The organism is Chryseobacterium sp. c4a (genome assembly GCF_009900745.1).
GTDB lineage: Bacteria > Bacteroidota > Bacteroidia > Flavobacteriales > Weeksellaceae > Chryseobacterium.
Genome location: NZ_WXVU01000006.1, coordinates 231040 through 245707 on the forward strand (window position 1 = coordinate 231040; position 14668 = coordinate 245707).

14 protein-coding genes, 1 pseudogene and 1 riboswitch are annotated in these 14668 nt (G+C 35.1%); of the genes and pseudogenes, 10 read left to right on the forward strand and 5 right to left on the reverse strand.

The genetic code is table 11. The features are described 5' to 3' along the window. The first annotated feature begins 47 nt into the window (after positions 1–47). On the forward strand, positions 48–2432 hold the full coding sequence (locus tag GTR01_RS10940; RefSeq protein WP_160137875.1) for a TonB-dependent receptor: 2385 nt from the start codon (positions 48–50) through the stop codon (positions 2430–2432). Between the two features lie 115 nt (positions 2433–2547). Here GTR01_RS10940 and GTR01_RS10945 read toward each other — a convergent pair whose 3' ends face one another. Further along, positions 2548–3009, reverse strand: coding sequence for an Lrp/AsnC family transcriptional regulator (locus GTR01_RS10945; RefSeq protein ID WP_160137876.1), 462 nt, complete (start codon positions 3007–3009; stop codon positions 2548–2550). A gap of 188 nt (positions 3010–3197) precedes the next feature. Then, positions 3198–3384, forward strand: a riboswitch (cobalamin riboswitch). A 174-nt stretch (positions 3385–3558) separates the two neighbouring features. Here GTR01_RS10945 and metE point away from each other — a divergent pair. Continuing rightward, the gene (gene metE / locus GTR01_RS10950) at positions 3559–5862 is read left to right on the forward strand and encodes a 5-methyltetrahydropteroyltriglutamate--homocysteine S-methyltransferase (RefSeq protein ID WP_160137877.1); all 2304 of its coding nucleotides are present in this window, start codon (positions 3559–3561) and stop codon (positions 5860–5862) included. A 106-nt stretch (positions 5863–5968) separates the two neighbouring features. On the opposite strand, the gene GTR01_RS10955 is transcribed toward metE, so the two are convergent. Together GTR01_RS10955 and GTR01_RS10960 are read right to left on the reverse strand one after the other, a co-directional pair. Then, complete coding sequence (locus tag GTR01_RS10955; protein ID WP_160137878.1) at positions 5969–6793, reverse strand: anti-sigma factor domain-containing protein; 825 nt, start codon at positions 6791–6793, stop codon at positions 5969–5971. 1 nt (position 6794) lies between these two features. After that, a complete protein-coding gene (locus tag GTR01_RS10960) occupies positions 6795–7364 on the reverse strand; it encodes an RNA polymerase sigma factor (protein WP_228452215.1) in 570 nt (189 codons plus the stop codon). Between the two features lie 124 nt (positions 7365–7488). Between GTR01_RS10960 and GTR01_RS10965 the strand changes: the two are divergent. The 4 genes and pseudogenes from GTR01_RS10965 to GTR01_RS10980 form a co-directional block, all read left to right on the forward strand. Next, positions 7489–7595 (forward strand): annotated as a pseudogene (locus tag GTR01_RS10965) (peptide-methionine (R)-S-oxide reductase); the annotation flags it as partial. Positions 7596–7719: 124 nt separating this feature from the next. After that, positions 7720–8289 (forward strand): fasciclin domain-containing protein, encoded by a 570-nt coding sequence (locus tag GTR01_RS10970; RefSeq protein WP_160137879.1) that lies wholly within the window; start codon positions 7720–7722, stop codon positions 8287–8289. Between the two features lie 74 nt (positions 8290–8363). Beyond that, the gene (locus GTR01_RS10975; protein WP_160137880.1) at positions 8364–9077 is read left to right on the forward strand and encodes a ferritin-like domain-containing protein; all 714 of its coding nucleotides are present in this window, start codon (positions 8364–8366) and stop codon (positions 9075–9077) included. Between the two features lie 26 nt (positions 9078–9103). Further along, entirely contained in the window at positions 9104–9919 is an 816-nt protein-coding gene (locus tag GTR01_RS10980; protein WP_160137881.1) for a ferritin-like domain-containing protein, read from the forward strand. A gap of 77 nt (positions 9920–9996) precedes the next feature. On the opposite strand, the gene GTR01_RS10985 is transcribed toward GTR01_RS10980, so the two are convergent. Beyond that, positions 9997–10419, reverse strand: coding sequence for a GNAT family N-acetyltransferase (locus GTR01_RS10985; protein WP_160137882.1), 423 nt, complete (start codon positions 10417–10419; stop codon positions 9997–9999). Between the two features lie 59 nt (positions 10420–10478). Then, positions 10479–11057, reverse strand: coding sequence for a Crp/Fnr family transcriptional regulator (locus GTR01_RS10990; RefSeq protein WP_160137883.1), 579 nt, complete (start codon positions 11055–11057; stop codon positions 10479–10481). A 384-nt stretch (positions 11058–11441) separates the two neighbouring features. On the opposite strand from GTR01_RS10990, the gene GTR01_RS10995 reads away from it, so the two are divergent. The 4 genes from GTR01_RS10995 to GTR01_RS11010 form a co-directional block, all read left to right on the forward strand. Then, positions 11442–12935, forward strand: a complete 1494-nt coding sequence (locus GTR01_RS10995) for a BspA family leucine-rich repeat surface protein (RefSeq protein ID WP_160137884.1) — start codon at positions 11442–11444, stop codon at positions 12933–12935. A 164-nt stretch (positions 12936–13099) separates the two neighbouring features. After that, positions 13100–13918: a hypothetical protein gene (locus GTR01_RS11000; RefSeq protein ID WP_228452216.1), complete on the forward strand. Its 819-nt coding sequence runs from the start codon at positions 13100–13102 to the stop codon at positions 13916–13918. A 107-nt stretch (positions 13919–14025) separates the two neighbouring features. Continuing rightward, on the forward strand, positions 14026–14424 hold the full coding sequence (locus GTR01_RS11005) for a hypothetical protein (protein WP_160137885.1): 399 nt from the start codon (positions 14026–14028) through the stop codon (positions 14422–14424). A 64-nt stretch (positions 14425–14488) separates the two neighbouring features. After that, a partial coding sequence (locus GTR01_RS11010; protein WP_160137886.1) for a helix-turn-helix domain-containing protein occupies positions 14489–14668 on the forward strand: 180 nt, incomplete at its 3' end.

Here is a 14668-nt window from a genome sequence, read left to right on the forward strand (position 1 = left end):
ATGAATTTAATTATCTAGATTTGCCGGATAATTAAAGTATCATGCACATGAAAAAGAGCCTTTATTTTTTGATGGGAAGCTCTCTTATTTATTCCTCATCATTATTGAAAGCGCAGAAACTTAATCCTGAAAAAAAGGTTGTAAAAGACATAGAATCTGTTCAGCTTCAAGGGAAACCGGGTTATAACAATGTAACGATTTCAAGGAAGAAACTGGATTTCATCCAATCCAATACTTTAGGGGAAACCCTGAGTAAAATCCCTGGTATTCAAAACTCAGGTTATGGCCCAAATTCCGGTACGCCTGTTATTCGAAGCCTTAGTGGAAATCGTGTGAAAATCCTGGAAAACGGAATTGCCGTAAATGATCTTTCCGGGATAAGCCCGGATTTTAATACGGATATAGAAATGAATAGTGTTCAAAACATGACTGTTTACAAAAATTCTGCATCAGTTCTTTATGGAGGAAAAGCTATTGGAGGAGCGATAGATATTGAAACGGATTATGTTTCCCGTCAGTTACCAAATAAAAAGATTAATGTTCGCGGACTGCTTGAAGGAGGAAGTAATAGTGGCCAAAAACAGGCATTTTCAGCAAAAGGAATTATCGCAAAAAACTGGGTATGGACGGTAGGTGGTGCCAATCAAAAACAGGAAATGGTAAGAATTCCCGGAAAATCCAAGGATAGCAGATGTTATGACCCGTCATTAGTAGGCTTTAACAGCATTTTACAGTCTCTTTGTCAGGTAGACGTAGATTCAAGACATGTACTCAATAAAAGTCTTTTTCCTTACATCAGTCAGTTTGCTTTAGATCATATGATAGAATATGAACTTTCTGAGGGAGATCTTTACACATTCAGTCCAACTTATTATAATCCTGCTGATGGTAAACATTATCCCAATCCAAAGAATCAGCTGTATGTTTCGGGCCAGGATCCCGTGAAAGACCGTTATAAAGATGAAATAAACAGCATCAAGGATTATGTTTCTTCAAAAGACGGAGTTATCCCAAACAGCCATTCCGAAAGCAATTCCTTTTATGTAGGAACCAGCTATATCGGAAAATCGTTTTATGCAGGGGGTGCATATCAAAACGCATATTCATATTTTGGAGTTCCCGGTTATACCCTCCCTAAGATGCCTCAACATTCTCACGGAAAACCTCAACCCAAAATAGAGTATCGCCCTATCAATATCAGAAGCTTATCTCATAAAGCGATGTTGGAATCCGGTTATAAATTTACTGACTTCCCGATTTCCAGTATAAAATTAAGCTATATGGGAGTATTTTCAAAAAATGCAGAACTCATTGATCGTCAAAAAGCCAATCAGTTTGACGTGAATCAACATAATGGACGTTTAGAAATTGTACAGCAAAAACTGAAATTTTTGAGCGGAACCACAGGTCTTGAAGTTCAGTATAGAAATATGGAAGGAGAAGGAAGCCAGAGATACTTACCCAATAATATAAGCCGTGAAATTGGGGTATTCACAATGCAGCATCTTGATTTTGATGCAGTTCAAATTGATCTTGGTTATAGAAATGACCATATCCAACGCAGGGCAGAGGAAGATAAAAATTACATAAGAAGCCGCGGGCTTTCAGGAGGAAAACTTAGCGACAGAGATTTTATACTTCACCAGCTGCATACTTCAGCTCAATGGAATATTTTCAAAAAAGCCTATCTAAAAGCACAATATAATCATTCTGAAAGAGCTCCTGAAGTGAATGAACTTTATGCAGGAAACAATCATTTTGCTATTCTGACAGAAGAAAACGGAGATGACAAACTGGATAAAGAAACAGCAAGAACAATAGAACTCGGAGCCGGAATCAATCTGAAGAATTTTCGTGTATCCGCCAATTGGTACCATACTTTCTATAAAAATTATATTTATCTAGCTCACACCGGAATTTCCCGCGAGGTCTTTCTGGTCAAAGAATGGCGCTCTGATGATACAGAAATCAACGGAATTGAAGGGGAAGCCACTTATAAAATTGATTTAAAAAAAATGGGAAAGTGGGAAATAGGAGCGTATTATGATTTGGTAAGAAATATCAGTGTTGCAGACAGCTCAATAAGAAAATGGAGTGATGGTGATTATATGCCTAACATGCCTACCAGCCGCTTTGGTTTCAATCTGGAAGGAAACGTACAAAATTTCAGCATCAATATTGCCTTGGATCATTATTTAAAACAAAAATATTTGGGAAAGAATATCAATCCTGAACTTCCAATGCCTGCATTTTCATTGCTTAATGTGCGCGTTTCTTATAAGGACAATAGCTTAGGAATAGGAGATTTAGAATATTATATCATGGGAAACAATCTGCTGAATTCTGAAGCAAGACTTCAAAACTCACAACTAAAGTTTCTAAGCCCGCTACCGGGTATTAATATCTCAGCCGGAATAAAAATAACAATATAATCTATATTTTGGGGTAAAACACTTGTAAAGCATGACTATTCTTTACGGTGTATGCCCCAATATTGATTTTTACAACAGCATTAAGTTCAGTGATTATTTTTTAACGGACACCTTTTTATAAAGTCACTCCTTGATTATTCTTTACTTCAGCCATTACAAATGTACTGTGTGTACTTCCTATAGAATCTACAGACCCTAGCTTATTGAATACAAAATCCTGATAATGCTTCATATCGCGAACCTGGACTTTCAGTAAAAAATCAAAATCTCCGGAAATATTGTAGCATTCTGCAACCTCCTCAATCTCCAGAATTTCTTTTACAAAATCATAGCCTACAGACCGATCATGGATCTTTAATTTGATCTGACAGAATACCGTAAACCCACGGTTAAGCTTTTCAGCATCCAGAATGGCAGCATACCTTTTCACAAAACCTTCCTGTTCCAATCTTTTTACTCTTTCAAAAACAGGAGAAGGAGATAGATTTATTTCCTTGGCAAGCTCCTTAACTGTCAATTTAGCATTGTTCTGAAGCAGCTTCAGCAGTTTTATATCTTTATCATCAAGTTGTTCCACAGAATATTATTCTTTTAAGTTTTAAAATCAAACAAATTTACAGAATTATTTTCTTTAAAAACAAAATTTAAAAGCTATATTAACTGAATAAAATACATTTAATTGTTGATATATTCTGTTTTAGTAATTTTACACAAAATTAAAATCTTCTATCAAATATAGTATTGATAAAAGATCAGTTCTTTACAACTTCATCAAACAGGAAAGGTTTTACTTAAGGTAAATTAATAGGGAATCGTGTGAGAATCACGAGCTGTCGCGCAACTGTAAGTAACACGCCAAAGGTTTCTGTCCTTGGATATCCACTGCCAAAAGCGGGAAGGATGACGGAAACTGTTACAAGTCAGGAGACCTGCCTTTGCTGAATTGACAATGCTTTCGCGGTCTGAAGCTTTTGAGTCATACAGATGATATACTGCTGTACATTTTATCTCCGGATGAAACTGTACCCGCTGCTTATATCATTGATTTCAAAAGATTCTATCCCAACTCAGCATTCCGAAGCTTTAAAAGAGCATTTAAAATAAGTTTAATCTAAAATTTGTAAAAATGCAAACTCACATTCTAGGCTATCCGCGTATTGGTAGTAAAAGAGAACTTAAAAAAGCCTGCGAACAATATTGGTCAGGTAAAATCGTTTTGGAAGAACTTCTTACTGTAGGAAGAACTATCTGCAGTCAAAACTGGAATCTTCAGAAAGAAGCGGGAATAGATCTTATTCCATGTAATGATTTTTCCTATTACGATCAGGTATTGGATATGAGCCTTGTGGTAGGAGCCATCCCAACCCGTTATCACGAAGTTGCCCTTAAAAAAAACAATTCTGAACTGGATCTTTACTTTGCAATGGCAAGAGGTTACCAGAAAGACGGATTGGATATTACTGCGATGGAAATGACCAAATGGTTTGATACTAATTACCATTATATCGTTCCAGAATTTTATAAAAACCAGCAATTCAAACTTACTTCAGATAAAATATTCAATGAATTTGCAGGAGCAAAACAAGCAGGAATCAATGCAAAGCCTGTGATTATCGGTTTGGTTTCTTATTTACTTTTAGGAAAAGAAAAAGAAGAAGGATTTGATAAACTGGATCTGACTCAAAACCTTATTCCTGTTTATATTGATATTTTGTCAAAATTGCAAAGCCAGGGCGCTGAATGGATTCAGTTTGATGAACCATTCTTAGCTTTGGATATCACTGAAAAAGCAAAAGAAGCTTATACTTTTGTTTATACTGAACTCAGAAGATTGTTTCCAAAACTTAAATTCATTGTAGCTACTTATTTTGAAGGATTAAAAAACAATTTACCTCTTGTAGTTTCACTTCCTGTAAATGTTCTGCATATTGATCTGGTAAGAAATCCTGAACAACTTGAAGATGTTCTTCACGCTATTCCGGAAAGCCTAAGCTTATCTCTTGGAGTGGTAGACGGAAGAAATATCTGGAAAAATGATTATGAAAAATCTCTATCCGTTATCAGAAAAGCTGCTGAAAAATTAGGTTCTGAAAGAATTTTCATCGCTCCGTCCAGTTCATTACTGCATTCACCATGCGATTTAGATTTTGAAACCGGACTTAATGCTGAAATCAAAAACTGGCTGGCTTTTGCCAAACAAAAGGTAAAAGAAGTAGTAACACTTAAAGCGTTGGCTTCAGGAACAGAAACTCCTGCTATCCTACAAGATTTTGAAGATAATAAAAAAGCGGTTTCAGACAGAAAGACATCTTCTCTGATCCATAATGAAAGGGTAAAAGAAAGAGCAAACGCTGTAACAGAAGCTGATTCACAGAGAAAGAATTCATTCAATATCCGTAAGGAAGCCCAACAAAAGGCTTTACAACTCCCATTATTCCCAACGACAACCATCGGATCATTTCCACAGACTACTGAAGTGAGAAGCTGGAGAGCTAAATTCAAAAAAGGAGAACTGACTGCTGAGCAATATGACACCTTATTAAAAGAAGAAACCCAGAGAACCATCCGTTGGCAGGAAAATATTGGAATTGATGTCCTTGTTCATGGAGAATATGAGCGTAACGATATGGTGGAGTATTTTGGAGAACAATTACAAGGATTTACCTTTACTAAAAACGGTTGGGTACAAAGCTATGGAAGCCGTTGTGTAAAACCTCCTATTATTTTTGGAGATGTCTCAAGACCTGAGCCTATGACTGTATACTGGTCTCAATATGCACAATCCCAAACCAATCAATGGGTAAAAGGGATGTTAACAGGGCCTGTCACCATATTACAATGGTCATTTGTACGTGATGATCAGCCTCGTTCCGAGACCTGTAAGCAGATTGCCCTGGCGATTCGCGATGAAGTTCAGGATCTGGAGAAAGCAGGGATCAGAATTATTCAGATTGATGAACCGGCTATCCGTGAAGGTCTTCCATTAAGAAAAACAGACTGGCAAAATTATCTGAAATGGGCTGTAGAAGCATTTAAAATCTCAGCAAGTGGAGTAGAAGACGAGACACAAATCCATACACACATGTGCTATTCTGAATTTAATGACATCATTAAGAATATTGCAGATATGGATGCTGATGTGATTACTATTGAATGTTCAAGATCTCAGATGGAGCTTTTGCATGCTTTTGCAGACTTCAAATATCCTAATGAAATTGGCCCGGGAGTTTATGACATCCATTCTCCGAGAGTTCCATCCAAAGAAGAAATGATTGAACTCTTAAAAAAAGCTCAGGATGTAATTCCTTCAAACCAACTTTGGGTAAACCCGGATTGTGGTTTAAAAACCAGACATTGGGAAGAAACCGAAAAGGCTTTAATTGCTATGGTTGCTGCTGCAAAAGAAGCTTCTGTAGAATATGCATCTTAATAACTATTCAACCTCTTAGAAACCAAAAAGCATCCGGATTCGGATGCTTTTATTTTTTTATTATTCTGAGACTGAAAGCGTTCACAAGTTCAATCTATTAATACATTTAGATTCCTCCCATTACATACATATTTTCCATAGTAGGAACAGGACTTCCACCTTGTTTTTCAAGGGTAATAGCAAAGGCCTGCGCTTTTGAAATGGTAGCCAGAGCAATCTTACTGTCTTTATCTTCAGTATACATTCCTGCATTTACAGGTTTTCCATCTTCAAGAGCCCAAAGCTGATACTGCATTCCTTCAGGTGCTTTTGGAAGATTCTCCGCATTCAGGTAAACTTCTTTTGTCTTTTTATCCCAAAAAACCATGGCTTTAGCATCCTGATGTTTTTCTACCCCTTTTAACATGACCATTTGCATCTCTGGATTAGAGAACATATCCAGTTTTCTATCCATCTTTTTCATGACAGCATCCTGAGATTGTTTTTCTGCTGCCAGTTTTGCCATTTCTTGTTTCATTGCAGACTGGTTATTCATCCAAAAAATATTCCCAGCTATACTTATAAGGAATAAAAGAGATGCAGCAATAGCATAAGTCTTCCAATTTGTTTTCCCTTGTGTCTGTTCCTGAATTTTAATGTTTCTGTCATTATCTATTTCCTGAGTTTTTACAGAAAGGGAAGACTGCGTATCTTCAACAGAAGGCTGCTCCTGCTGAATTTTATTCCAGATTTTAGATTTCAGATCACTTGGAGGTGTTACAGCCTGAGCTGTAGCAAGATGTTCCAAAGTTATTTGTGCCTCTTCAAAAGCAGCTTTTACTTCAGCATTATTCTTCATCACACACTCCAAAATCCCAGCTTCCTCGGGAGATGCATGGCCTAGAATATAAGATTCTATAATTCCGGATGATATGTATTCTTTAGTGTTCAATTTATTGATAGTCTTTTAACAAATCTTTTAATTTCATCAATGCATTCCGCATTTTCGTTTTTACCGTCCCCAGGGGGATCTTCAGTTTCTCTGATATCTCATGCTGTGTATATCCTTGGTAATAAGCAAGATCAATAAGCTCCTGTTTGTCAACTTCCAGATTTTCAAGCACGTTGTTAAATCCAATATAATCTGATGAGTTATTGGTTGTTGATAATTCTGTAGTATTATATACGAAATCAGGAAGCGATTGGTTTTTAAGCTCGTTCTGGAAACCTTTAGATTTTAAATAATCAATGGCTGTGTTTCGGGCAATATTAATCATCCAGGTGTAAAACCTTCCTTTAGAGGCATCATATTGGTGAATGGAATTCCAAATTTTAACAAAAACATCCTGAATGACTTCTTCAGCATATTCTTTAGACTGAACAATACGAAAAACAATCCCATACAACGCACCGGAGTAGTGGTCATACAGGTAATGAAAACCGTCTTCGCTTTTTTCTTTTAATAAAACGATAAGTTCTTCCTCAGAATAGGTTGTTTTAATAGCAATTATTTTTCTATCCAAATGTAATAAAATAATGCATATCCTAAACAAAATACAAATAATATTTTATTTCATAAATGATTTTAAGTAAATATTTAAAAATTATTAAATATGAAAACGTACTATCAAAAACAATACTTGTCTGTTATGCGGGAGATGTAGATCTCATTTGGGACACCTTTTCGAAGATAAGCCCCAACCGACGGGAAAGCGATTTGTATGAATTCCATATGTCTTGATTTTATTATATAAAAATAATCACCTGATTTTCATGTAATTACATTTTATTTTGTTTTTTTTCAATCTAAAACACAACCAATATCGTAAATGACATTAAAACACAAACTACCTATAATTAATTTAAAAAAATATTACAATGAACACACGAACAAAAATCACAGTTTTAGCAATGGTAGCTTTATCATTTGCTTTCAGTGGGAAGGTAAATGCACAAATGATGAAAGAAAAAACAGTAATGGTAGGAGGAGCAGCTATGTATCCATCCAAAAACATTATTGAAAATGCGATAAACTCTAAGGATCATAAAACCTTAGTAGCAGCAGTAAAAGCTGCAGGTTTGGTAGAAACATTAGAAGGAAAAGGCCCTTTCACAGTATTAGCTCCTACGGATGCGGCATTTGCAAAGCTTCCGAAAGGAACAGTAGAAAATCTTGTAAAACCAGAAAATAAAATGATGCTCACAAGTATACTGACCTATCATGTGTTACCAGGAAAATACAGTGCTAAAGAAATCTGGGCTGCAGTGAAAGCAGGAAACGGAAAAAGCATGATGAAAACAGTACAGGGTGAAGAACTTACTTTCTGGACTAAAGGAAAAGATCTTTATATAAAAGATGCTAAAGGAAATAGTGCTAAAGTGACGATTGCAGATGTGAATCAGTCTAACGGTGTTATTCATGTCATAGATACGGTTCTTATGCCATAACATAGAACCTAAGCAGTACATTTTTCGGTGTGCTGCTTTTTTTACCATTATCAAACACTTCAAAAATTAATAGTATGAAAAATACAATTCATGTTTCTAATCAGGATGCGACTCTTGATACAAGCAGAAGAAACTTTTTAAAACTGAGCGGTGTAGGTCTCGCTATTGCAGGACTCACTATAATTGGTTGTAACGATGATGATGATTTTCAGATGATGGATAATAGCCAAATTTTTGATTTAGGAGCCGGGGATATAGGAGTATTAAACTATGCCTATGCTCTTGAACAGCTGGAAGCTGATTTTTATACTAAAGTGGTCAATAACTTTTATGCTGGTATTTCCAGTATTGAAAAAGAGGTTTTTACAGACCTCTATCACCATGAGGTAATCCATAGAGATTTTTTTAAGGCAGCCATCAGTAGTGCTACACAGAATGTTCTTCCCAAACTTGATTTTCAGTATCCCAATGTAAATTTTAATGATAGGAGTTCCGTACTGACAACTGCTAAAGCATTGGAAGATACCGGCGTAGCAGCATATAATGGTGCGGGAAAATATATTACCAATGCAGCTTATCTTGTGATTGCAGGAAAAATAGTTTCTGTAGAAGCCAGACATGCTTCTGCGATCCGAAACCTTATCAATCCGGGATCTGCTGATTTTTCAGGAGATGACGTAATAGATGCAAATGGTCTTGATCTTGCCAAAGAACCGAAAGATATTGTAGCCGTAGCAGGAGGATTTATCAAAAACCGATTTACTTGGAAAGAAAGAGGTATTAATTAAATTATTCATCTTTAAAAATTTGTATTATGAACATTCTTAGATTATTAGATAAGCTTTCTCATGATAAATTTTTCACAACGGAAGCTTCAAGATTAGAAACCATTACAAATCTATCCCTATTTGGAAAAAAAGCAGCTATAGCAGCCGTTCCTCTTGGACTGGGTACATTAATGGCTACTCCGGCAAAAGCAGAAACAACCAATGCATCAATTACTGGAACTGCTCTTAAAAGCACTTTAACCGATGCTTTACAACTGGCTTTGGTTCTTGAATATCTTGAAAATGAATATTATGCTATAGGATTATCCACGTTAGGATTAATTCCTAATTCCGACAGAACGGTCTTTATGCAGATCTCTAAACATGAATCTGCTCATGTTAATTTTCTGAAAAGTACCTTAACTTCTCTTGGAGAAACTCCGGGCAACAAACCTGTTTTTGATTTTACTGCCAGTGGTAATTTTTCTCCGTTTACTGATTACAATCAATTTCTTATCCTGGCACAGGCTTTTGAGGATACAGGGGTAAGAGCTTATAAAGGACAGGCTGGAAATGTAATGTCTAATAAAGCAGTACTTCAAGCGGCATTACAAATTCATTCTGTAGAGGCAAGGCATGCTTCACAAGTGAGAAGAATGAGAGCCAATAAAGGCTGGATTGAGCTTGCCAATGGAGGAAATATGCCTTCAGCAACAAATCCTGTATATGCAGGAGAAGATAATCTTACTCAGGCAGGATACAACACGGGAACTACATTCGGAGCAGCAGCAGGCTCCGCTGCCTATGATGAAATATTGAGCGGAAGCGATGCACAGGCTATTGCATCTTTATTTATTGTTTAGCAGCCGGCATAGTCAGACAAATAATATATTGCAAAAAGTTAAAAGCATCCAATTTGGATGCTTTTGTTCTATTAAGATTATAAACCCATGTGCAAAATAGGATACGCTTTACCTTGTCCGTCTAGTGCCGATCTTTCCAGAACATGGAATCCAATGTACTGATAGAAGCCAACAGCTTGTTTATTCTGTTCATTGACATCTACTTTCGTAACCTTTAAATGATGAATTCCATGCTGAATCAGCCTTTTACCGATTCCTTTGCCACGATGATCATCATGAATGAATAACATTTCAAGATTTCCTTCCGCAATTCCCATAAACCCGATTAAAATACCGTCTTCTTCAAAACCTAACAAGGTAACGTGTTCAAAATAGCCGGGAATCTCTTTTTTATAATAATTAAAATCTTCCTCTTTCAAAAAGTCGTGCGTGTTACGAACAGAACTTTCCCATATTTTCATTAACTGAGGATAGTCTGTTTTGCTTATTTCTCTAATCATAATCTTAAATTTTGAGCAGCAAAAGTCGTGTTTTATGGGTTTCAAATACTGAACCTGGGTTAAAAAATACGTTTTCGGATTCTGCTTAATGCCTGCGGAGTAATTCCTAAATACGAGGCAATATCCTTTAAAGGAATATAATTGAATGTATTGCCATATTCTGCCATCATCTGTAAATAATATTGTTCAGGGGAGTATTTAATCAGGTTGATATTCCGGGTTAACAATTTATTCAACAATCTGGCAGTCAGGTCATCAAAAACAGCTTTTAATCCGGGAATTGCTTCATATAATTTAGTTGCCTTATCCTGATCTATTCTGTAAATTTCACAATCTGTAAGGGTCTGAACATTAAAAGTAGACTTTTCCTGTAAGGTAAAAGAGATATTGGATAAAGAAAATGAACCTTCCTTACAAAACCAGAAGGTTTGTTCTTCCCCTTTATGGTTTAAAGTCCAGCAACGGGCTATTCCATTGAAAATAAAATAACTATACTTTTCCAATTCATCTTCTTTAATCAAAAATGTATTCTTTTTAACCAAAATTTTTTCAAAATATTGGTCAAATCGTTCAGAATCAGCCGAATTGAATGTATTGATATCTACATTAAATTCCTTGAATAATTTTTCTAGCAGCATAATCTATAAAATAGAATAAGAATAGGAGAGTACAAGATACATTTTATCCCGAATATATCTTAAACCTATTGAAGCTTATGAAATATTTAATGACTTTTTTTACTACAGATGACACAGATTTTCATAGATGATTATGCATCCATATTACTTAATCGGCAAGTTCTTTACTTAATCCTAATAACAACATTATAAAAAAAACATATCACACTGATTATCAATTAAATAAAATTACACTTTTTCTTTAAAAAAATGTATTATAAAATTTATTACGACAAGTTCTGTCGCTATGCGTCTATATCTTTGTATTAGAGATAAGATACAGAACCCCGGGAAGTTACCATCTTATTAAATCAAATTTTAACCTTAACATTATTATTTTAATTTATGTACAAAAAACAACTAGTAACTATTTTTCTTTTTTTATTTTTCATTTCTTATGCACAAAATGAATTTATTACAGTATGGAAACCTAATATCACAGGAGTCATCGATAATGCAATATCGTTTGGCGGGACAGGAACCGACTATACCATTAGCTGGGAAGAAGTTGGATATCCGCAGCATAGTGGAGTTCTTTCTATGACCTCCAGCAGCAACACTTTTCCAACGATATCTTTTGGTACTTCTTTACATCCAAATCCTATACAAGCAACGTACAAAGTGAAAGTATCTAATGGTAATGGATTATTTTATGGATTCAGAGGCAGCGCTTATATGAATGCCAGTGGAAATCCAGAACTCTTCGAAGTGAGTCAATGGGGAGGCATCCTTTGGCTTCAGCAATTTGCCCAGGGCTTTGCAGATTGTCCGAATCTTAACGTAACAGCTACAGATACACCTAATTTAAGCCAAATAAACAATTTATCACAAATGTTCTCTAATTGTACATCTTTGATTGGAAATAACTCATTTTCCAACTGGAACACAAGCACCATTACCAATATGAATGGTATGTTTAACAGAGCAAAATTGTTTAATCAGCCTATTGGAACCTGGAATACAGCGAAAGTAACCGATTTTCGGGATATGTTTTCTTACGCATCTTCTTTTAATCAAAATATTTCTGCCTGGAATACCTCGTCCGGAACCAATTTCATTTCAATGTTCCAGGATGCGGTAGCGTTCAACCAGCCCTTAAATTCATGGAATACAAGCAATGCGACGAATTTCCGTTATATGTTCTCTAATGCCAAATCCTTTAATCAGCCTCTTAATAATTGGAACACCAGTAAAGTAGTAAGTTTTGATCAAATGTTTACCAATGCATCAGCCTTTAATCAGCCTATTGGAAACTGGGATGTCAGTAAAGTTTCGGGTGCTTATGGTTTTATGATGTTTAATGGTGCTACACTTTTTAATCAGGATATTTCTACATGGAATATCAAGTTTCAAAATGTTCCTTCAGCCTATGTATATTTCGGATTTAACAATTCTGGTTTATCATGTATTAATTATAATAAATTTCTAGTTGCCCTCAGCAATAATCCTACATTATCAAACTTAGGATCCGCAATTGGAGTCATAGAAGCAGAAGGATTAACGTATTCTACACCGCAAGCTATTTTGGCAAGAGCTCAATTAGTTAACAAAGGTTTTAACATTGTTGGAGATACTTATAACACTAGCTGCAACGCCAACTTATCAACAGCAGAAGCTTCAAAACAAATGAAAACTCCGGCTTATCCTAATCCAACAACAGGAGTGATCACTGTGGAGTCTGTGGCTAATGAAAATGTTTACTTATATGACATCACAGGTAAACTCATTAAAAATGTAACTTTAAATAAAGGAAGCAACCGTATTGATCTAACAAGCTATCCATCAGGAAACTACCTATTAAAAGGTAATACAGTTTTCACTAAAATAGTTAAGAAATAAATAGATCCATAACAATTTGTAGAAATCAAACTCCAAAGTCATAGACTTTGGAGTTTTTTGTTGTACCGATATATTAATACAAGATAACAATAGGAGAGAGTTCCTAATAGCATAATAGAAATATTATAGGATTATAAAAATATATTTATATTCGTCAATAAATAATGAAGCTAATTACCAAACTGAACAATATAAAACAAATGAATAAAGTATTGATACTTCTAGCATTTCCTCTTATACTGCAATCTTGCAAAAATGAAAAGCAGAAGCCCAAAGAAGCTCAAAGTACAGTTCAAAAAGTACAAGAGAACAACATTGCTGCAGATCACGCATCTCAAAATATAGAAGGAAAGAAAAATCCAAATGACTTTATACCCAAAGGATATGTTATCAGTAAATATGAAGGCGGAATTTCAGCTGAGGGCTGGGATGAAATAAAAGGCGACCTGAACAAAGATGGACTGGAAGACATTGTACTCATCATTAAAGGAACAGACAAAAGCAAGATTATACAGGACGAAAGTCGCGGCGAATTGGATCGAAACCGAAGAGGGATTATCGTATTATTGAATAAAGGGGATTATTACGAATTAGCTTCTAAAAATTACACTTGCTTTTCATCTGAAAATGAGGATGGTGGTGTTTATTTTGCTCCTGAACTCAGTGTAGGCATTGAAAAAGGAAACTTACACATCAATTACGGACACGGAAGATATGGAAACTGGGGGTATACTTTTAGATACCAAAATGGAGATATGGAACTTATTGGCTATGACTCTTATTCAAGCAATGGCCCGGTACCTCAATATGAAGTGAGTATTAATTATCTGACCAAAAAGAAACTTACAAAAGATAATTTAAATAAAGATGATAATGGGGACAATTATGAAGTCAAATACAAGAATACCTGGGAAACGATCAAATCCAATAAACTTATGAAACTATCTGAAATAAAGGATTTTGATGAGCTTGAGCTTAATTAACAAATTGAAATTACTATAGCTTTCTCGATTTCTATTCGTTGAACACTCCCTTACAAACCAAAGCTGAGTGAATTTTTTATTAATTTCGGATCTAACCTGTTAAAAATATGGCAATAAGCAAGAAAAATAAAAGTAAAGTTACTGTTAATGGTAAAGAATATCTGTGGTGGGTATTTGATGAATATGATCAGACAACATTTGATGGGATACAGATTAAAGCGGTATGTTCAGATCAAACTCACTTTATAAAATATGGATTGCAGCAAGAAGAAGATGATCGAAAATTAGCTCTTATTTTAAAAGATTATACCAAGTTAGTTCTTTTATCTTCACCTCCAAAATTTGAAGATAATAAAGGAATAATTACTAAAAGTGGAATAATCCGGATGATCGAGTGGTGCAAGCAGGACATAGATGAAGTTCAATATGCATTAGATGGAAATGAAAACGATTTTAATGAAGCAGAAAAACAAATGATTCTTAAAGAGATACATAAAATAATCTGAATTAGTTAATACTTAATCTGACATTTATAATCAAATTAAATAACTTTAAAACAGATTAAGTATTATGACAACACAACAAAAGATCATCAAAAACAAGTTAGGCGTACTTGAATTAGCACAACATTTAGGAAACGTATCCAAAGCCTGTAAGGTGATGGGATATTCCCGAGACAGTTTTTATAGATTTAAAGAATTGTATGAGCAAGGAGGTGAATTAGCATTACAGGAAATCTCCAGAAGAAAG

What these genes read in the sequence shown, in the direction of transcription:
- GTR01_RS11005 (WP_160137885.1), top strand. Translation starts at nt 14,026, where the DNA reads ATGGCAATAAGCAAGAAAAATAAAAGTAAAGTTACTGTTAATGGTAAA.
- GTR01_RS10975 (WP_160137880.1), top strand. Translation starts at nt 8,364, where the DNA reads ATGAAAAATACAATTCATGTTTCTAATCAGGATGCGACTCTTGATACA.
- GTR01_RS11000 (WP_228452216.1), top strand. Translation starts at nt 13,100, where the DNA reads ATGAAGCTAATTACCAAACTGAACAATATAAAACAAATGAATAAAGTA.
- GTR01_RS10990 (WP_160137883.1), bottom strand. Translation starts at nt 11,057, where the DNA reads ATGCTGCTAGAAAAATTATTCAAGGAATTTAATGTAGATATCAATACA.
- GTR01_RS10995 (WP_160137884.1), top strand. Translation starts at nt 11,442, where the DNA reads ATGTACAAAAAACAACTAGTAACTATTTTTCTTTTTTTATTTTTCATT.
- GTR01_RS10985 (WP_160137882.1), bottom strand. Translation starts at nt 10,419, where the DNA reads ATGATTAGAGAAATAAGCAAAACAGACTATCCTCAGTTAATGAAAATA.
- GTR01_RS10980 (WP_160137881.1), top strand. Translation starts at nt 9,104, where the DNA reads ATGAACATTCTTAGATTATTAGATAAGCTTTCTCATGATAAATTTTTC.
- GTR01_RS10940 (WP_160137875.1), top strand. Translation starts at nt 48, where the DNA reads ATGAAAAAGAGCCTTTATTTTTTGATGGGAAGCTCTCTTATTTATTCC.
- metE (WP_160137877.1), top strand. Translation starts at nt 3,559, where the DNA reads ATGCAAACTCACATTCTAGGCTATCCGCGTATTGGTAGTAAAAGAGAA.
- GTR01_RS10970 (WP_160137879.1), top strand. Translation starts at nt 7,720, where the DNA reads ATGAACACACGAACAAAAATCACAGTTTTAGCAATGGTAGCTTTATCA.